The 18,058-nt window shown below is 65.4% G+C and carries 12 protein-coding genes; 7 read left to right on the top strand and 5 right to left on the bottom strand.

The genetic code is table 11. The features are described 5' to 3' along the window. The first annotated feature begins 324 nt into the window (after window positions 1-324). From CNX70_RS18010 to CNX70_RS17995, 4 genes are all read left to right on the top strand, one after another. Entirely contained in the window at window positions 325-2,079 is a 1,755-nt protein-coding gene (locus CNX70_RS18010; protein ID WP_096235843.1) for a methyl-accepting chemotaxis protein, read from the top strand. A 333-nt stretch (window positions 2,080-2,412) separates the two neighbouring features. Further along, window positions 2,413-4,011, top strand: coding sequence for a methyl-accepting chemotaxis protein (locus CNX70_RS29140; protein WP_096235842.1), 1,599 nt, complete (start codon window positions 2,413-2,415; stop codon window positions 4,009-4,011). After that, entirely contained in the window at window positions 4,011-4,907 is an 897-nt protein-coding gene (locus CNX70_RS18000) for a putative bifunctional diguanylate cyclase/phosphodiesterase (protein WP_167389677.1), read from the top strand. The genes CNX70_RS29140 and CNX70_RS18000 overlap by 1 nt, the downstream gene beginning before the upstream one ends. A gap of 51 nt (window positions 4,908-4,958) precedes the next feature. Continuing rightward, the gene (locus CNX70_RS17995) at window positions 4,959-7,736 is read left to right on the top strand and encodes an ATP-binding protein (RefSeq protein WP_096235840.1); all 2,778 of its coding nucleotides are present in this window, start codon (window positions 4,959-4,961) and stop codon (window positions 7,734-7,736) included. A gap of 3 nt (window positions 7,737-7,739) precedes the next feature. Here CNX70_RS17995 and CNX70_RS17990 read toward each other — a convergent pair whose 3' ends face one another. Both CNX70_RS17990 and CNX70_RS17985 read right to left on the bottom strand, forming a co-directional pair. Then, on the bottom strand, window positions 7,740-8,666 hold the full coding sequence (locus CNX70_RS17990) for a lipase secretion chaperone (protein WP_096235839.1): 927 nt from the start codon (window positions 8,664-8,666) through the stop codon (window positions 7,740-7,742). A gap of 10 nt (window positions 8,667-8,676) precedes the next feature. Then, window positions 8,677-9,591 carry a lipase family alpha/beta hydrolase gene (locus tag CNX70_RS17985; RefSeq protein ID WP_096235838.1) on the bottom strand — a complete coding sequence of 305 codons (915 nt, stop codon included), beginning with the start codon at window positions 9,589-9,591 and terminating at the stop codon, window positions 8,677-8,679. A 319-nt stretch (window positions 9,592-9,910) separates the two neighbouring features. Between CNX70_RS17985 and CNX70_RS17980 the strand changes: the two genes are divergently transcribed. Continuing rightward, complete coding sequence (locus CNX70_RS17980) at window positions 9,911-10,624, top strand: TetR/AcrR family transcriptional regulator (protein ID WP_096235837.1); 714 nt, start codon at window positions 9,911-9,913, stop codon at window positions 10,622-10,624. Window positions 10,625-10,696: 72 nt separating this feature from the next. Here the strand turns inward: CNX70_RS17980 and CNX70_RS17975 are convergent, their stop codons facing one another. Further along, window positions 10,697-13,021 carry a penicillin-binding protein 1A gene (locus CNX70_RS17975; RefSeq protein ID WP_096235836.1) on the bottom strand — a complete coding sequence of 775 codons (2,325 nt, stop codon included), beginning with the start codon at window positions 13,019-13,021 and terminating at the stop codon, window positions 10,697-10,699. A 199-nt stretch (window positions 13,022-13,220) separates the two neighbouring features. Between CNX70_RS17975 and CNX70_RS17970 the strand changes: the two genes are divergently transcribed. Further along, window positions 13,221-15,488, top strand: a complete 2,268-nt coding sequence (locus tag CNX70_RS17970; protein ID WP_096235835.1) for an OPT family oligopeptide transporter — start codon at window positions 13,221-13,223, stop codon at window positions 15,486-15,488. Between the two features lie 56 nt (window positions 15,489-15,544). On the opposite strand, the gene CNX70_RS17965 is transcribed toward CNX70_RS17970, so the two are convergent. Then, entirely contained in the window at window positions 15,545-16,474 is a 930-nt protein-coding gene (locus CNX70_RS17965; RefSeq protein WP_157751098.1) for an AAC(3) family N-acetyltransferase, read from the bottom strand. After that, window positions 16,467-17,660 carry a prenyltransferase/squalene oxidase repeat-containing protein gene (locus CNX70_RS17960; protein WP_096235833.1) on the bottom strand — a complete coding sequence of 398 codons (1,194 nt, stop codon included), beginning with the start codon at window positions 17,658-17,660 and terminating at the stop codon, window positions 16,467-16,469. Before CNX70_RS17960 ends, CNX70_RS17965 begins: the two co-directional genes overlap by 8 nt. A gap of 144 nt (window positions 17,661-17,804) precedes the next feature. Here CNX70_RS17960 and CNX70_RS17955 point away from each other — a divergent pair, with 144 nt between their 5' ends. After that, window positions 17,805-18,032 (top strand): hypothetical protein, encoded by a 228-nt coding sequence (locus tag CNX70_RS17955; protein WP_096235832.1) that lies wholly within the window; start codon window positions 17,805-17,807, stop codon window positions 18,030-18,032. Window positions 18,033-18,058: the final 26 nt, after the last annotated feature.

Here is an 18,058-nt window from a genome sequence, read left to right as displayed (position 1 = left end):
TTGCTTGTTGCGCATCTTATACGACTATCAACTGCGCAGCCAATAGTGGCACGCGGCGATTTTTTGCACCAAAGCAGGGCGCCAGGCCATTTTTTTGTCCGCTGTGCAAGGCGCGCCACAGCAAAGAAATAAATCTTGTTCTGTATCAAGTATGTAGCAGCCAGAAAGATATTTTTCCTCTATGCTTGCAATTATGAATTCTCGCCAATTGTAACGAAGCGTACGCCCCACCCCCGCCACCTTTATACAAATGTCAGCCGTTTTACCTGAACATGCCAGCCTCAGCCTTGCCAGCAGCAGTTTTGACTAATAAAGGACCTAGCCATGTTTAAGAATTTACTGATCAAATGGAAGTTGGCGACCCTCGTCGCCGTGATGATGGCGGCAATGCTGGTGGTGGGCATCTGCGGTTACACGGGCATCGCCACCGTGGGCAACGCCGTCAACGAGATCGGCGTGGTGCGCCTGCCGTCGATCCAGGGCTTGATGATGATGAACGAGGGCCAGACGGCCGTCGCCGCCGCTACCCTGACGGCCGCCATCTATGAAAACAATTACCAGGCACAAGACAAGTTCGCGGAAGCGCTGCAGTTGCGCACCAAGGCCTGGAGCAATATCGAGGCGGGCCGCAAGCTGTACGAGCCGCTGCCGCAAACGCCCGAGGAAGCCGTGCTGTGGCAGCGCTTCCAGGGCGAGTGGACTGCCTGGAAGGCGGACGACGACAAGGTGCGCGCCATCCTGCGCCAGCTGGCCGAGAACCGCGACGAGCCGCGGCAGAAAGAGCTGTTCGTGGCGTTCTACCAGCAGTACCAGGCTTCGCGCAGCCTGTTCGGCAAGGCCGAAGCCACGCTCAACGAGATCATCAAGCTCAATAACGGCGTGGCCGACGCCAGCGTCAAGGATGGCAGAGCGGCAGTGATCCGCTCGGAAAGCCTGATGCTGATCCTCGGCTTGCTGGCCTCCGCGCTGGGCATGGGTTGCGCCGCCTACATCACGCGCGCCATCACGCAGCCGATCAATGCGGCCGTGAAAGTGGCGCAAACGGTGGCTTCGGGCGACCTGACCAGCCACATCGAGGTGCACACGACGGAAGAGACGGGCCAGCTGCTGCAGGCGCTGAAAGACATGAATTCCAGCCTGGTCAACATCGTCGGCCAGGTGCGCAGCGGCACGGAAACCATTGCCACGGCGTCGTCGGAAATTGCCAGCGGCAATTTGGACCTGTCCTCGCGCACGGAAGAGCAGGCCAGTTCGCTGGAAGAGACGGCATCGTCGATGGAGGAGCTGACGGCCACCGTGCGGCAGAACGCCGACAATGCCCAGCAGGCCAACCAGCTGGCGCTCTCCGCTTCCGGCGTTGCCGTCAAGGGCGGTGAGGTGGTGGGCAAGGTGGTCGAGACCATGGACGCCATCAACGATTCGTCGCGCAAGATCGTCGACATCATTTCCGTCATCGACGGCATTGCCTTCCAGACGAATATCCTGGCCTTGAATGCGGCCGTGGAAGCGGCGCGCGCGGGCGAGCAGGGGCGCGGTTTCGCCGTGGTGGCCAGCGAGGTACGCAACCTGGCGCAACGCTCGGCGGCGGCGGCCAAGGAAATCAAGACCCTGATCGGCGACTCCGTGGTGGCGGTCGACGCGGGCAGCAAGCTGGTGGCCGAGGCGGGCAGCACGATGGCCGAAATCGTCTCCAGCGTGCAGCGCGTGACGGACATCATGGCGGAAATCAGCCTGGCGACGCAGGAGCAAAGCTCGGGCATCGACCAGATCAACCAGGCCATCGGCCAGATGGACCAGGTGACGCAGCAAAATGCGGCCCTGGTGGAAGAGGCGGCCGCCGCGGCCGAATCGCTGCAGGAGCAATCGGGCCAGCTGGCCGGGGTGGTCAGCGTCTTCAAGCTCGATGGCGCACTGGCACCGGCCACGCATGCCAAAGCGGCCGCGCCGCGCCGCGTGGTCGCCAGCGCCGCGCCGAAGCGTCCGGCGCCGCCACGTCCCACCGCGGGACGCCCGGCCCTGCACGCCGTACCATCCCAGCGTCAGAGCGCGCCGCGCGATGACGAGTGGGAAGTGTTTTGATGGCGTGACGGCGCCAGCCTGCGCTACCGGACGGCCGCCTTGTGCGGCCGTTTTTACCTGCGCGCACTGCGGTTGATATTTGTTAAAAAAATATCGTTATGAGAATAGCTGTTTTGTCATCTAAGCAAATCTTTTCAAAACTTAACGCGACATTGCTTGTGAGATAACTCACACTGCCTGCCGTACTACCCCTTGTTTCCGTCTCGGCCACATCCCGGCTGACCCCTTCGCCTGTTGCGTCCGGCCATACGTGGCAGGCGGCAGCCATTGCCGTCAGCCTTGCATGCGAGTCAGGCGCGATGACCGATGCACCATACTGAAGGATGCGAATAGATGGCAAATATGAAAATCGGCACGCGTCTGCGCTGCTCCTTTGCGTTGTTGACCTTGCTGCTGCTGGCGACTGCCGTGCTGGGCATGCTGCGCTTGTCGAGCCTGGAACTGCGCATGCGCGACGTGATCGATGACAAATATCCGAAAACCGTGCTGGCCAACGACATCATCAAGAATGTCAACATCATCGCGCGCTCCTCGCGCAATCTGCTCTTGATGAGCGAGCCGCAGCAGTTGGCGCAGGAACGCGACCGCATCGCCCGCGCGGGCGCCGAAACGGAAAAGGAACTGGCGCAGCTGGAAAAGGTGGTGCTGTCGCCGCAGGGCCGCCAGATGATGGTGGCCGTGAAGCAGGCGGGCGCCGCCTTCAACGGCGGGCGCGACAAGGTACTGGCCCTGCTGCAAGAGGGCGCGCGCGACGCAGCGGCCAGTTTGCTGCTCGGCACGGTGCGCGGCGAGCAGCTGCGCTATATGGCGGCGCTGGAAACGCTCATCACGTACCAGCATGACTTGATGGAGGAGGCCGGTGCCCAGGTGGACGCGGAATACGCCACGGCGCGCAACATGTTGCTGGCGCTGAGCACGCTGGCCGTGCTCTTCTCGCTCGTTACGGCCTGGCTGGTCACGCGCAGCATTGTCAAGCCCCTGCACTATGCCTTGAACGTGGCGCAGACCGTGGCCGCCGGCGACCTGACATCGACCTTCGGCGGCCATGGCGGCGATGAAACGGGCAAGCTGCTCGACGCGCTGTGCAGCATGAACGGCAACCTGCTCGAGATCGTGCAGCAGGTGCGCGGCGGCACGGACACCATCGCCACGGCCTCGTTGCAGATCGCGGCCGGCAATATCGACCTGTCCTCGCGCACCGAGGAGCAGGCCAGCGCGCTCGAACAGACCGCGTCGGCGATGGAGGAACTGAGCTCCACCGTGCAGCAGAACGCGGACAATGCGCGCCATGCCAGCGTGCTGGCCATCGAGGCGGCGAATATTGCCGGTGCCGGCGGGCAGGCCGTGGGGCAGGTCATTCACACGATGGACGCCATCAGCGCGTCCTCGGCGCAGATTGCCGACATCATCGGCGTGATCGACATGCTGGCCTTCCAGACGAATATCCTGGCGCTGAACGCGGCCGTGGAAGCGGCGCGCGCAGGCGAGCAGGGGCGCGGCTTTGCCGTCGTGGCGACGGAAGTGCGCAGCCTGGCGCAGCGCAGCGCGGCGGCGGCGCGCGATATTCGCGCCCTGATCGCCAATTCCACGCAACAGGTCGATGTGGGGACGGCACTGGTGGCGCAGGCCGGCGCCACCATGCAGGAAGTGGTGGCGGCCGTGGGGCGCGTGAGCCAGATGGTGGCCGACATCACGGCCGCCAGCGCCGAGCAAAGCACGGGCATCGGCCAGGTCAGCCAGGCGGTGCTGCAGATGGATGAAGTGACGCAGCAGAATGCCGCCCTGGTGGAAGAGGCGGCCGCCGCATCGCAATCGCTGGAAGGCGAGGCGGCGAAGCTGCAGCAGGTGGTCAGCGTATTTCGCCTGCAGCAGGCGCCGGCGCGCACCTTGCCACGCGGGCGCGCTCCGGCCGTGCCGCGCCTGCTGGCCTAGTGGCGCGCCTGGCAAGGTTCTGGCTCGGCTGCGTCGCGCTGTGGCGGGCGCGGCGCCAGGCGCGCGAGCTGCAGGCGCGCTTGGACAGCGCCATCGACAACGGCGAATTCTGCTTCCACTACCAGGGCAAGTTCGATACGGCGCAACTGCGCCTGGTCGGCCTGGAAGCGCTGCTGCGCTGGGACCATCCGCGCCATGGCCTGATTTACCCGAACGCCTTCATCGGCCTGGCCGAGCAGACTGACGCCATCGTCGCGCTGGGCAACTGGGGCATCGACGCCGCCTGCCGCCAGCTGGTGCAGTGGCGCGCGGCGGGCTTGCCCCTGGTGCCTGTTGCCGTGAATGTCTCGGCGCGCCAGCTGTGCCAGGCGCACTTGCCCGACTTCGTGCTGCGCTGCCTGCAGCGCCATGCCATTCCTCCCGGCCTGCTGGAGCTGGAAGTGACGGAAAGCTGCTGCATCGACGACATGGCGCAGGCGACGCTGGGCCTGCGCCGGCTGCGCGCGCTGGGCCTGGCCATTTCGCTCGACGATTATGGCACCGGTCATGCGGGATTGAGTCATGTCAGAATGCTGCCGATTCACACCATCAAGATCGACCGCTCCTTCATCCGCGACTTGGGCAGCGGTGGCAGCGCTGATTGTGACACTGTGATCGTCGCCTCGACGATTGCCATGGCGCGCGGCCTGGGCTTGCAGGTGCTGGCCGAGGGCGTGGAAGACGGCGAACAGCTGGCGCAGCTGCGGCGCCTGGGCTGCCCCCAGGTCCAGGGCTTCTACCTGCACCGGCCGGCGCCCGTGGCCGAGGTGGCCGCGCTGCTGGCCGCTGGCGCGCCGGCCGGCCGTGTAACAGCGTCGCAACAAGGCGCCATGCGGCATGGCGCGGATGCTCAGTAAAATAGGTCCTCTGCAAGCCGCGTGCTTTAACACCTACTCCCCCACGCAAGAATGATAAACAGTCCCGTCCCGGCCTATGTCTTCGGCCCGTTTCGCCTTTTGCCGCTGGAGCGGCTGCTGTTCGAGGGCGACCGCGCGCTGCGCCTGGGCAGCAGGGCCATGGACTTGCTGCTGGCCCTGCTGGAGCGCGCCGGCGACATCGTCGACAAGCATGAACTGGTGACCATCGTCTGGCCCCATGCCGTGGTCGATGACGCGACCTTGCGCGTGCACCTGGCGGCGCTACGCAAGGCGCTCGGCGATGGCCGTGATGGCCAGCGCTACATCACCACCATCCCTGGGCGCGGCTACGGCTTCCTGGCGCCGCTGGCGCACACGGGCCGGCCGGCGCCCGGTATGGCGGGCGTGGAGCCGCGGCATAACCTGCCCGTCATGCTGACGCGCATGCTGGGCCGCGCCGAGGCACTGCAAACGATGGCCAACCAGCTGCTGCAATTGCGCCTGCTGTGCATTGCCGGTCCGGGCGGCATCGGCAAGACCACGCTGGCCGTCGTCCTGGCCACGCGCGTGCTGCGCCGCTATGCCGACGGCGTGTGTTTCGTCGACCTGGCGCCTCTGGACGAGGGCCGCCTGGTGCCGCTGGCGCTGGCCACGGCGCTGGGTGTGGCGGTGCCGGCCGGCGACGCCATGCCGGTCCTGCTGGCCTACCTGCGCCAGCGCCACATGCTGATCGTGCTCGATAACTGCGAACACGTGATCGGCGCTGCCGCCACGCTGGTCGATGCCTTGCTCAAGGGCGCACCACTGCTGCACGTGCTGGCCACCAGCCGCGAGCCGCTGCGCATCACCAGCGAGCAGCTGCTACGCCTGCCGGCGCTGGAATTGCCGCCGGCCGATGCCGTGCCCGATGCGGCTGCGGCGCGGCATTTCGCCGCGGTGCAGCTGTTTTGCGAACGCTGCGCGGCCGTCGACGAGGCTTTCGTGCTGGCCGACGCCGATGTGCCCGTGGTGGTGGATATCTGCCGGCGCCTCGATGGCATCCCGCTGGCGCTGGAGCTGGCGGCCGGGCGCATCGGCCATTTCGGCTTGCACGAGTTGCGCCGCCAGCTCGATGACCGCTTTCGCCTGCTCACGCGCGGCGCACGCAACATGCCCTTGCGCCACCAGACCCTGCGCGCCACCCTGGACTGGAGCTACGGCTTGCTCGATGCGCAAGAGCGCCAGGTACTGCAGGCGCTGAGCGTGTTCAAGAGCCGTTTCCGCCTGGAGTCGGCCAGCGCCGTGGCGGGCTGCGACGTGTTCGATACGCTGGCCGACCTGGCGGCCAAGTCTTTGGTCAGCATCGAGTTTTGCCGCCAGCACGTGTATTACCGGCTGCTCGACACCACGCGCGCCTACGCTGCGGCGCAGCTGTCGGGGAGCGGGGGCGCCGGCGCCGTGCTGCTGCGCCATGCGCGCCATTGCCTGGGCCTCGCAAGCCGCATCGCTGCCGACTGGGAAAGCATGGCACCGGCGCACTGGAGCGCGCGCTATGGCCGCCATGTCGATGACCTGCGCGCCGCCATCGACTGGGCTTTCGGCGAGGACGGCGACGTGGCGCTGGGCGTGGCCCTGACCCTGGCCACGCAAACCCTGTTCTATCAGCTGTCGCTGATGGATGAGTACCGCGTGCGCGTCGAGCGGGCGCTCGCATGCATGCACAGGCATGCGCTGGAGGACCCCGACAGCGAGATGCAGCTGCACGCCTCGCTGGCGCACCTGCTGCTGCATACGCAGGGCGTCACTGGCACCATGCTGCGTTCGTTCCAGCACGGCTATGCGCTGGCCATGCGCACGGACGACGACAGCCGCCGTTTTGAGGCGATTTGCGGCATGTGGATCTGCAGCCTGAAGATGGCCGATTTTCAGGGCGCCGACAGTTACGTGGAGCAGTTGGCCGCCCTGTGCGCAGCGCGTGATGACACGGCGATGCGGCTGGTACTGGCGCGCATGCGCTCGGCGGGCGCGTATCTGCGCGGGCGCTACGCGCAGTCGGCGGCGCTGGCGCGCATGGTGCTGGCGCACCCCGAGGGCGCCGGACAGCTTGGCTTTAACAGTGCCTTGCTGGCCGATCACCAGGTTTGCCTGCGCGGCACGCTGGCGCGCTGCCTGTGGATGCAGGGTCGCCCCGACGATGCCCTGGCGCTGGCGCGCGAGGCGGTGACGGTGGGCTTCGAACACAATGGCGTCACGCTGTGCGTGGCGCTGGCCATCAATGCCATCCCCGTCTCCCTGTGGTGCGGGCAGCGGGGACTGGCGCATGCCTGGACTTGCCTGCTGTGCGAGCATGCGGCCCGCTATGGCCTGTTGTACTGGAGCGCCTGGGGCGCCGCCTACCAGCGCCTGCTTGATGCGGGCGAGGCGATGACGGAATTTCCCTGGCCCTCGGTGCGCAGCTGGCCGATACAGATCGATTTGATGGCCACCTTGCACGACGCCGCCGCCGATAGCCAGGCGCTGCGGCGCGCACGCACGGGGCAGGCGCCGTGGAGCGCGCCGGAAGTGCTGCGCCGCGATGCGCATCACCGCTGGCGAGCGCTGGCGCCAGGCGATGCGGCCGGCCTGGAAGTGGTTCGCGTGCAGCTGGAAGAGGCGCTGCAGCTGGCCAGGGGCCAGCAGGCGCCGGGCTGGGAGCTGCGCTGCGCCACCAGCCTGGCGGCCGTGCTGCAGGCGCAAGGCCACGGCGCCGCCGCACATGCCTTGCTGGCCCCTGTGCATGCCGGCTACGCGCAGGGGCACGACACGACGGACGTGATGGCGGCAGCAGCTTTGCTGGCACAACTGGCTTGATGGCTATTCGTAGGCGCCCAGCCGGCGCTGTTCCTCCGGCGTGAAACTGGCGTCGCGCAGCTGTTGCAGCGCTGCCGCATCCTGTGCGCCGCCGGGCAGGCCCGCCTGCTGCGCCTTCTGCGCTTGATACGCGAGGATGCGCTGCTGCCACTGCGATTCCTCGCGGTCCAGTTCCGCCAGGCGTGCTGCCGCCGCCGGTGTGAAGGTGTTGGCGCGCAGGCGGTAGACTTCATTTTCGCCTGCGCCCTGGGCCCGCAGCGCCTTCACGGATTCATCCAGCTGTGCCACCTGCAGCGGCGCATCGCGCGCGGCGCGCTGGGCCGGCGACATTTTCTGGTCCAGCATGGCCAGTTGCGCTTGGCGCTGCGCCTCGTCCAGCGTGGCGTCGCCGAGTATCGCCATGCGCGCTACGGCATCGTCGTCATACGCGTCGCTGGCGCCGAACAGACCCGCGCTTTCTTCCGCTGTGAAGTAATTGCCGCGCAAGGCGCGCATCGCTTGCAGGCGCACGCGCGCCGCCAGGGCGGGATCGGCTTGCGCCGGCAAGGCTTGCTCCGTGCCGGCCAGCGCCTGCTTGTAGGCCAGGTAAGCGCCCAGCAGGCGCTTCGCTTCGCGGGCGGGAACGGGCGCCAGGCGCTTGTCGAGTTCCGCCTCGATCTGGCTGCGGATGGCGGCCAGCGGCTTTTCGCCGAGACCCGCCAGATAGTAGTCGAACAGGTGGCCCAGTTCCGCGTCGACCACCAGCTTGTCGCCTGGGGCCACCGTCACGTTGCCGTCGGGCCGCGTGCCTTGCATCGAGCGCACGAACGCGAACAGGTCCGGCTCCGTTTTTTCCGGCGGCGGAGCGGGCGGTTCGCCCGGGCGCAGTACCAGATACAGGGCCAGGGCCGCCAGGCTGGCGCCGATGATCCATTTCGCGTTCGTGCGCATCGTTGCCTCCTTACAGTCCCAGGCCTTGCAGGCGGTTGGCCTGCTGGCGGAAGACGGTGACGGGGTTCGTCTCGAACAGGTTGACGATGCCGACGAACTGGTTGACTTCATCGAGGTGGTTCATGGCGTAGTCGTCGCGGATCACCTTGCCCAAGTGGCTGGAGCAGCTGCTGACCAGGCCATCGTTCTTGACGCCGCCGAAGGCCAGGCTGATGGCCGCCAGGGCCGGGTCACCCACGTCGAGCACATTCGTGTACGGTTGCGCGCCGCTCCACGAAAAGTAATGCACGCCTTGCACCTGGTAGGCGCCTTCGCCGCAGGCCGAGGTGGGCACGCCTTGCGGATGGCGGCTATTGAAGGCCAGCGAGCCGGCCGTGGACAGGGAGGTGAGCGAGGCGCCCGCGTTTTGCGGCAGTCCCTTGTTGCCGGACAAAATGCCGATCAGGGAGGCGAGCGCATTGCCCAGCGCGCCGCTGGTGTTGGGAATGGCGCCGCTGAGGATGTCGGCTACTTTCGACCCCTTGTTGACGCCGGCCACGCTGGTGACGGACGCCACCAGGTCGGGCCGCACGGAAGCGACATAGCGGGCCGTGGGGCCGCCGTGGCTGTGGCCGATCAAGTTGACCTTGGCCGCGCCCGTGGCGGCGAGGATTTGCCGCACCTGCGACAGCAGCTGCTCGCCGCGTACTTCCGTGCTGTTGGCGGCCGACACGGTGGTCACGTACACTTGCGCGCCGCCGCTGCGCAGGGCGGCGGGCACGCCATAGAAATATTCGACGGGGCCGAGCTTGTCGAAGCCGAACAGGCCGTGCACCAGCACGATCGGGTACTTGGTTTGCGTGTAGCCGGCGGCGCTGGCGCTGCCGGGCAGGATGGCGAGGGAAAGCAGCAGGGTGGACAGCAGTTGCCAAAAGCGTGTCTTCATTTTGTCTCCGTTATTTGAAATAGTATGGAAATGTCGATGCTGTAGCGATGTGCCGTGCGCCGCTGTACATTCTATCGATGCATTAAATATAGCGAGCGCTCGGTTTTTTGAATGTAGCACCGCTGAATTTAAATTGCTGTGAATTGCATGGTGCAGCGCAATAACTGTGGGAATTTGGCGTTGCGTCTATGCCCATTGCATAGTTGAAAGGTCAAATAGTTGTTTTCCTGAGCTATAATCGGCCCGGCATCAGCCGTCCCGCCGTCTTGCAGCGCCGTTCAGGCGCTGTCTTACATTGCTCATACACCGTTACTTGGGAATGCACTTGTCGACCCATTTCAATTTTGAACAGTTTCAGCAGATGACGCCTTTAAATGGCGAAAACATCTGGGAATATATTCTTGACCGCCACGCGGAACGTATTGGCGTCAAACGCCGCAAGCCGGCGCTGGAAAATCTCGAACGCATCTTCGTCGCCACCTTCCGCCTGGCCAATGACGTGGGCTTCCGCGCCATGAGCTTGCGCGACCTGTGCAGCGAGACGGGGCTGTCGATGGGCGGCCTGTATGGCTACATCACCAGCAAGGACCAACTGGCCGAAATGATCGAGGACGTGGTGCGCCACGCCACGCAAGCCTTGCCGCTGCTGTTTGCCGAAGTGAAGTCGCCGCTGGACCGGCTGGAGGCGATGATACGCTCGTCGATCTACCTGTCCGAGGTGCTGCAGCCGTGGTTTTATTTTGTCTTCATGGATTCGCGCGTGCTGCAGGTGGAGCAGCGCAGCATGGCGAAGAATTCGGAGCTGTATGTACAGACCCTGATCGCCGCCACCATCGGGGAAATCGAGCCGAAGCCGCAGGGCGATCCCACCTTGCTGGCCGCCCACTGCCTGGCCCTGTTCCAGGACTGGTACGTGAAGCGCTGGAAGTACCGCGCAGCGAAGGTCAATGTCGACGATTTCGCCGACAGCGTCGTCAGTACGGTGCGCGGGTATTTGAATATGGGCGGCTCTTGTCGGATTAGCGCAGCGTAATCCGACAAGAGCCGACGGCGGCTTGTCGGGTTACGCCGTTCCGGCTAACCCGACCTACGGGTTCGTCAGGCTTTAATTTGCCTCAACCGGCACCGTCTCCGGCACTGCCGCCGGATCCGTCGGCGTCTCCACGTCCAGGTCCAGCGTCTTGACGCCATTCATGTCGATGAACTCGTCGTACAGCCACTCGCCATCGACCTGGCTCAGGCCTGCCGGCACGGCGCGCGTCACTTGCGGGCGCGTCGACAGGGCGGTGCGCATGTAGTCGATCCAGATCGGCATGGCCAGGGTGGAACCAAATTCGCGCCCGCCCAGCGATTTCGGCTCGTCATAGCCCATCCACGCCACCGCCACGATGCCGCCGCCGTAGCCGGCGAACCAGCCGTCGACGGCATCGCTGGTGGTGCCCGTCTTGCCGGCGATGTCGCTGCGCCCCAGTTTTTTCGTCGCCGCCGCGCCCGTGCCGGTGCGGGCCACTTCGCGCAGCATGCTGTCCATCACGAAGGCGTTGCGCGGGTCCAGCGCCAGCGTCTTGTCGTCGTTTGGCGCGGGCGGCTTGGTCTGCATCAGCACCGTGCCCTTGGCGTCGACGATGCGGTCGATCAGATACGGTTCCACCTGGTGGCCGCCATTGGCGAACAGGGCATAGGCGCCTGCCATCTGCACCGGCGTGACGGAACCCGTACCCAGCGCCATGGTCAGGTTGCTGGGCTGGCGCGCAGGGTCGAAGCCGAATTTTTCCAGGAAATCGTGCGTGTACGACACGCCCAGCGCGCGCAGGATGCGCACCGAGGCCACGTTCTTCGATTGCGCCAGCGCATAGCGCATGGTGATCGGGCCGTCGAACTTGAAGTCGTCATTCTGCGGCGCCCACACCTTGCCGCCCGCCTGCATTTCCAGGGGCACGTCGTTGATCAGGGTGGCCGGTGAAAAGCCTTTTTCCAGCGCCGCCGAATACACGAAGGGCTTCATGGCCGAACCGGGTTGGCGCCAGGCCTGCGTGACGTGGTTGAACTTTTGCAGGTTGTAGTCGAAGCCGCCCACCATGGCGTGGTAGGCGCCCGTGTCGGCATCGAGCGAGACGAAGGCGGCGGCTACCAGCGGCACTTGCGTGATGGCCCAGTTGCCCTTGGCATCCTGGCTGATGCGGATCACGGCGCCCGGGCGCAGCTTGATGCCGGCGCTTGCCTTGGCGGACAGGGCAGGGGCGGCAAAGCGCAGGCCCTCACCCGTGATGGCCTTGGCGTCGCCGTCGCCCGTGTCGGCCACCACCTTGCCGCTGGCAACGTCCGTGACGACGGCGGCGATCAGGCCATCGCTGTCCGGACGCTTTTGCAGTGCAGCATCGATGGCGTCGTCGCGCTGTTCGGGCTCAAGCGGCATGTCGATGAAGGTTTCCGGGCCACGGTAGCCGTGGCGCTGGTCGTAGGCGATGACGTTGCGGCGGGTCGAGGCGTAGGCTGCGTCCTGGTCGGCTTTCAGGATCGTCGTATAGACGCTGATGCCCTTGGTGTAGCTGTCTTCCTTGAACTGCGCGTAGACGGCCTGGCGCGCCAGTTCGGCCACGTATTCGGCGTGCGTATCAAAACCCTGCTTGCCGCGGGTATTGATATGCAGCGGTTGCGCCAGCGCTTGCTGGTACTGGCCTTCGCTGATGTAATCGAGTTCGCGCATGCGTTTCAAGACCAGCTGCTGGCGCGCGTGCGCCTTTTTCGGATTGCTGATCGGGTTGTGGCGCGAAGGGTTTTGTGGCAAACCGGCCAGCATGGCCATCTCCGCGATCGACAGTTCCGACAAAGGCTTGCCGAAATACGTCTGCGCCGCGCTGGCGAAGCCGAACGAGCGCTGGCCCAGGTACATCTGGTTCATGTACAGCTCGAGAATCTGCTCTTTCGACAGGGCCGCTTCGATCTTCAGGGCCAGCATGATTTCATTGAGCTTGCGCGAGGCGACTTTTTCGCGCGTCAGGAAGAAATTGCGTGCCACCTGCATGGTGATGGTGGAACCGCCGCCGTGGCCGAAGCCGTGGCGCAGGTTCGACAGCACGGCGCCGCCGGCGCGTACGAAGTCGATGCCGTGGTGTTCGTAGAAGCGGCCATCCTCGATGGCCAGCAGGGCCTTTTTCATCATTTCCGGCACTTGCGCAATCGGTACGAAGTCGCGGTGTTCTTCGCCGAATTCGCCGATCAGCACATTGTCGGCCGTGTACACGCGCAGCGGTATCTTTGGCTGGTAGTCGGTGATGACGTCGAGCTCGGGCAGGCGCGGGCGCACGTACAGGAACAGGTAGGCGGCCAGCAGCACGGCAGCGGCCAGCGCGGCGCAGCCGGCGAGGATGAAGCTGCGCCCGATGGCGCGGCGGGAAGGCCAGGGGAATCCGGATCGTTTGGCAGTCAAGGCAGTCTCACGTAAGCGTGCAAGGCACGGTGGCAGCGATTATAGACCAATGCTGCGGCGCTTCCCGTGCGGGCGGGGCGCCGGAACCGGAAGCAAAAAACCTTTTCATCGAAACGCGGCTGTGCGATAGTCTCGGCTTCAAGCAAATAGCCCGGGCGTCAATCCGGGCTGTTTATTTTTAAAAATTAAGGAAATATCCATGGCAAAAGATGCAACACCGAGCGTCGTGAAGCCCTATATCCCGGCCGATGCGAAACTGCCCGAGATGACCTTCCGCGCGCTGTTCATGGGCGTCATCCTGGGGATGGTCTTTGGCGCCTCCTCGCTGTACCTGGTGCTGAAAGTGGGCCTGACCGTCAGCGCCTCGATTCCCGTCGCCGTGATCGCCATCACCCTGTTCGGCCTGGCCAAGAAGGTGGGCGGCAAGGATTCGTCGATCCTGGAAAACAGCATCACGCAAACGGCCGGCTCGGCCGGCGAGTCGCTGGCCTTCGGCCTGGGCGTGACCATGCCCGCCATTTTGATCCTGGGCTTCGACCTGGAAATCTCGCGCGTCATGCTGGTCGGTATCCTCGGTGGCCTGCTGGGCATCCTGATGATGATCCCCATGCGCCGCACCATGATCGTCGACCAGCACAAGGAGCTCAAATTCCCCGAAGGCACGGCCTGCGCGGAAGTGCTGAAGGCGGCCGCCACGGAAGAATCGCGCATCGCCGCCGGCGAAAGCATCGAGAAGGATTCGGCCGCCGCGCTGGACGCCAAGCGCCGCGCCAAGATCATCTTCGGCGGTTTCGCCGTCGGCTTGCTGTACAAGGTATTCAATATCTCGTTCAAGGGCTGGAAGGACACGCCGGGCGTGGAATTTGCCGCGCCACTGAAGGGCGGCTCCATCGGCGCCGAGATTTCGCCTGAATTGCTGGGCGTGGGCTATATCATCGGTCCGCGCATCGCCGCCACCATGGCGGCCGGCGGCGTGCTGTCGTATTTGCTGTTGATCCCGATGATCAAGTTCTTCGGCGACAGCCTGACCACCGTGCTCTCGCCGGGCACCAAGTTGATCAGCGAAATGGGCGCCGATGACGTGCGCAGCGCCTATGTGCTGTACATCGGCGCGGGCGCCGTAGCCGCCGGCGGCCTGATTTCGCTGGTGCGCGCCATGCCCATGATCTGGCGCAGCCTGTCGGCTGGCCTGAAAGGCATCGGCAAGGGCGTCAAGAGTAATTCCACCTTGCGCACCGACCAGGATATCCCCCTGAAATGGGTCATCATCGGCTGCCTGGCCATCATCGCCGTGATCACCTTCGCCACGCCGCTGCACATGAATTTCCTCGGCGCGCTGCTGATCCTCGTCTTCGGCTTCCTGTTCGCCACCGTGTCGTCGCGCCTGACGGGCGAAATCGGCTCCTCGTCGAACCCCATCTCCGGCATGGCCGTGGCCACCTTGCTGTTTACTTGCCTGATCTTCCTGATCATGGGCTGGACGGGCGGGCGTTACTATGTGACCGCCTTGTCGGTGGGCGCCATCGTCTGCATCGCCGCCAGCAATGCCGGCACCACGTCGCAAGACTTGAAAACCGGCTATCTGGTGGGCGCCACGCCACGCCTGCAGCAATACGCGATCCTGGCCGGCGCGCTGTCGTCGGCCCTGATCCTCGGACCGATTTTGCTGAAACTGAATGAGGCGAGCACCGTCTACGTGCCGGCCGCGCAAGTGGCGCCGGGCCTGACGGTCGACGCGTCGAAGCTGACGGTGACGGGCGAGCTGCATGGCCCGCAAGCCGACACCGACCACAACACGTATAAAGTCTGGCAAAAGACCGATACCGTGGGCGGTCCGGCCGGCAAATATTTTGTCAAGGATGATGGCCAACTGGCTTACCTGGTCGATCCGGGCATCAATGGCCATTACAGCAAGCGTCCCGATGGTTCGGAAGTGAAGAAATACGATGCGCCGAAGGCCGTGCTGATGTCCTACATCATCAAGGGCATCCTCGACCAGCAGCTGCCGTGGACCCTGGTGCTGTTCGGCGTGATGATCGCCGTGGTGCTGGAAATGGCCGGCATCCCGTCGCTGGCGTTTTCGGTCGGCGTGTACCTGCCGCTGTCGTCGACCTTGCCGATCTTCGTCGGCGGCCTTGTACGCTGGCTGGCGGACCGCCGCAACAACAAGCTGGAACACAACGCCACATTGAACGAGGAAGAGCGCCAACTGGCGGGCGACCGCAGTTCGGGCGTGCTGCTGGCGTCAGGTTACATCGCCGGCGGCGCGCTGGCCGGCATCATCATCGCCATTACGGCCGGCGTGCTGACGCACTTCGACCAGATGATGGCCGACTGGGCCGAGCACGGCAACCCGTTCTACGCGGGCTTGCATTCGGATGCGCTGTCGCTGCTGCCGTATGCGCTCATCATCGTGCTGCTCTACATCGTCGCAAGAGAGAAAAAGGCGGACCGCCCGCAGGCTTGATGCTTTAGGCAATCCACGGAAAACCGCCCGGCGTCATGACGATCCGGGCGGTTTTTTTATGTGCGCCCGATGGGCCGCGCCGCCAGCTGCGCCGCGCTGGCGTAGATCGTCACGTGCTCGGACGCCAGCCGGCGCAGGTGCTCGAAGAAGGCCTGCGCCGGAATGGCCCACGACGCCGCATCGCCCACCTGGCCGTTCACGCGCAGGCCGGCGGCATCGAATTCGCGCGCAAAATAATCGCGCAGGTCGCCGCGACCCGGATGGTCGATGCGGCGCTGCGCGACTGCCGGATCGAAAGGGCGCACGGGTACCTCCCAGTGCCTGCCTGCGTGATCCAGGCAAGCCAGCAGCTTTGTAGCGTTTTCCCACACGGGCACGGGAAAGGCGTCGCCCATCGCGTCTTCCAGCGCGTGATAGAACGTTACCGGCCCCATGGAAATGCCCAGACCCAGCACCTTCGCCTGCTCGCAGCCGATAAGCCTTTGCCAGGGTGAGCCCATGCCGAAGATCGAGGGCGCGCGGTGGTGCGCCTCGGTGAGATCGGCGGCATGGCGGCCCCACGCGGAGACGGAGTGCGTCGGGTGGATGCTGCGCCGGACACCTGCGCTGGCGAGGAAGGCTTCCGGCAGGCGCCCCATGTGCGTGCCGTGGCGGCGCGGGTCGAACACATAGTCTTTCATTTCACAGGTGGCGCGCACGGTGCCGCCGGGCAGATAGTAGGTGGGCAGCAGCAGGGTGCCTTGCGGGCCGACGGCGTCCTGCAGGGCGCCGATCACCGCTTGCGCGCCGCCTTCCACGTAGCCCAGGCTTTTCAGCGAAGAATGGATGAACAGCGTGTCTCCCTGCGCGATGCCCAGCCGCGCCAGGCCGGCGGCCAATCCGGCGCGCGTCACGTGGGGGGCGCTGTGGCGCATGTGCCGGGCGCTGCCGGCGCGGCGCCACGCTTCCAGTGCAGCCATGGCGGCGTCTTTGGCCCGCTCAAGCATCGCCGGCTTCCCGTGCCAGTTCCAGTTCCAGCAGGTTCGCATCGATGCAGAACTTGGCGGCCCAGTTCAGGTAAGCCCAGGCGCCGTAATCGCCATCGACGGGAAACGAGCCCTTGACGCCGCCGCGTGCGTGCGCGGGACCGTCGATGCAGATCGAGTGCCGCACGTAACGGTTCAGGCGGCGCCCCGCGTCGAGGTAGCGCCGCTCGCCGGTGAGCCGATACAACATGAACAAACAATGCGCATTTTGTACGGAACCCGTGAGGCAGGCGTAATCGGCGCCAGGCTGGAAGTCCGGGCCGAGGCGGCCCGCCAGGTAGCCATCGGCCGCCACGGCGTTGGCGATGCCCGTGGCGGTGCGCACGGCAGCGTCCAGCAGGTCGGCGCGCCCCGCAAAGCGGTGCGCTTCAAGCAGGCCGCGCAAGGCGTAGCCGATGGTGTGGGTCAAAGGCAGGAGCGGGTTGTCGAGGCAGTTGGAAGCGAACCAGCCGTTGGGACGCTGCTTGCTCAGCGCCCAGTCGACCTGGCGCAAGCCGGCCGCGCCATAGCCGTGGCCCGGCGCGATGCGGTCCGCTTCGAACAGGCCCCAGGCCACATGCGTTTCGTAGGCCTTGTCGCCGGGCCTGGCGAACGGCGTCGGATGCCGGCGCCAGCAGCCGTCGGCATCCTGGCTGTCGCGCAGCCACCGTGCCGCGCGCTGCATGGCGTCCTGGTAGGGCGCGCCGTACGCTGCCACGCCGGCCGCCAGACCAAGCAGGATCTGGCCCGTGTTGAAGGTGACGGGCACGCGCGGCAGCGAATCGATCTTCCCGCCCTGAAAACCGCCTTGCGGGAACTGGATGGCCACGCACCAATCGAGCATGCGGCGCGCGCGCCCATGCAGGGCAGCGTCGCCCGTGCGCTGCGCCACGGTGATCATGCTGGGGATGATGTAGCCGGTGGTCTCCGGATAGGAGCTCGACCAGCCTGTCAGCAAATTGTAGTCGCGTGCGACGCCGCCGTCGTGTGAGCTGGAATGGTCCTGCGCCGCGCATAGCCAGGCGGTGCAAGCCTTGACGACGGCTTGCGGGCCGGGGTCGACGGCGGGCAGGCCGCGCCGGTCTGACAGCCGCTCCATGCGCGCCGCCGCCGGCAGGCTTGCTGGCGGCGCCAGCGTGTTTCTGATCTTCGCGAGCAAGGCGCGCATGGCAGTCCAGTTGGTGGTTGGCTCAGGCTACTGTAGCGCCGGCAGCGGGCCGGGCTATTGACTTGCCGCAAGGATCAGCGCTCGCATCGCTGTCGCCGGAATTGACGCATAATGGATACTCTAGCAACGTCGACGAGGCCCGCCATGAACAGCGTCACGCTTGAATACACAGTCGTCACCAATCCCGACTCCTTTGTCGGCTTCAAGTATTACGTCAAGGCGGGGCAGGCATTCGATGCCGATGATTTTGCCTATTCCTACAAGCTGAACCGGTCCGATCTGGACCCGGACAGCGTGCTGGCCACCCGCGAGGCGGCGGCGAAGCTGCAGCCGGGCGAGTGGCTGACGGTGTCGCATTCGATTGCGGCGTAGCGGCCCCACTACTTGTTTCTTTTTTA

Origin of the sequence: Janthinobacterium svalbardense, assembly GCF_002327145.1 — a bacterium.
Taxonomy (GTDB): domain Bacteria; phylum Pseudomonadota; class Gammaproteobacteria; order Burkholderiales; family Burkholderiaceae_D; genus Janthinobacterium; species Janthinobacterium tructae.
The sequence above is the reverse complement of the archived record's forward strand: the minus strand, read 5'-3'. Positions and strand labels throughout refer to the sequence as shown.

What these genes read in the sequence shown, in the direction of transcription:
- CNX70_RS18010 (WP_096235843.1), top strand. Translation starts at nt 325, where the DNA reads ATGTTTAAGAATTTACTGATCAAATGGAAGTTGGCGACCCTCGTCGCC.
- CNX70_RS29140 (WP_096235842.1), top strand. Translation starts at nt 2,413, where the DNA reads ATGGCAAATATGAAAATCGGCACGCGTCTGCGCTGCTCCTTTGCGTTG.
- CNX70_RS17995 (WP_096235840.1), top strand. Translation starts at nt 4,959, where the DNA reads ATGATAAACAGTCCCGTCCCGGCCTATGTCTTCGGCCCGTTTCGCCTT.
- CNX70_RS17990 (WP_096235839.1), bottom strand. Translation starts at nt 8,666, where the DNA reads ATGCGCACGAACGCGAAATGGATCATCGGCGCCAGCCTGGCGGCCCTG.
- CNX70_RS17985 (WP_096235838.1), bottom strand. Translation starts at nt 9,591, where the DNA reads ATGAAGACACGCTTTTGGCAACTGCTGTCCACCCTGCTGCTTTCCCTC.
- CNX70_RS17980 (WP_096235837.1), top strand. Translation starts at nt 9,911, where the DNA reads ATGCACTTGTCGACCCATTTCAATTTTGAACAGTTTCAGCAGATGACG.
- CNX70_RS17970 (WP_096235835.1), top strand. Translation starts at nt 13,221, where the DNA reads ATGGCAAAAGATGCAACACCGAGCGTCGTGAAGCCCTATATCCCGGCC.
- CNX70_RS17965 (WP_157751098.1), bottom strand. Translation starts at nt 16,474, where the DNA reads ATGCTTGAGCGGGCCAAAGACGCCGCCATGGCTGCACTGGAAGCGTGG.
- CNX70_RS17960 (WP_096235833.1), bottom strand. Translation starts at nt 17,660, where the DNA reads ATGCGCGCCTTGCTCGCGAAGATCAGAAACACGCTGGCGCCGCCAGCA.
- CNX70_RS17955 (WP_096235832.1), top strand. Translation starts at nt 17,805, where the DNA reads ATGAACAGCGTCACGCTTGAATACACAGTCGTCACCAATCCCGACTCC.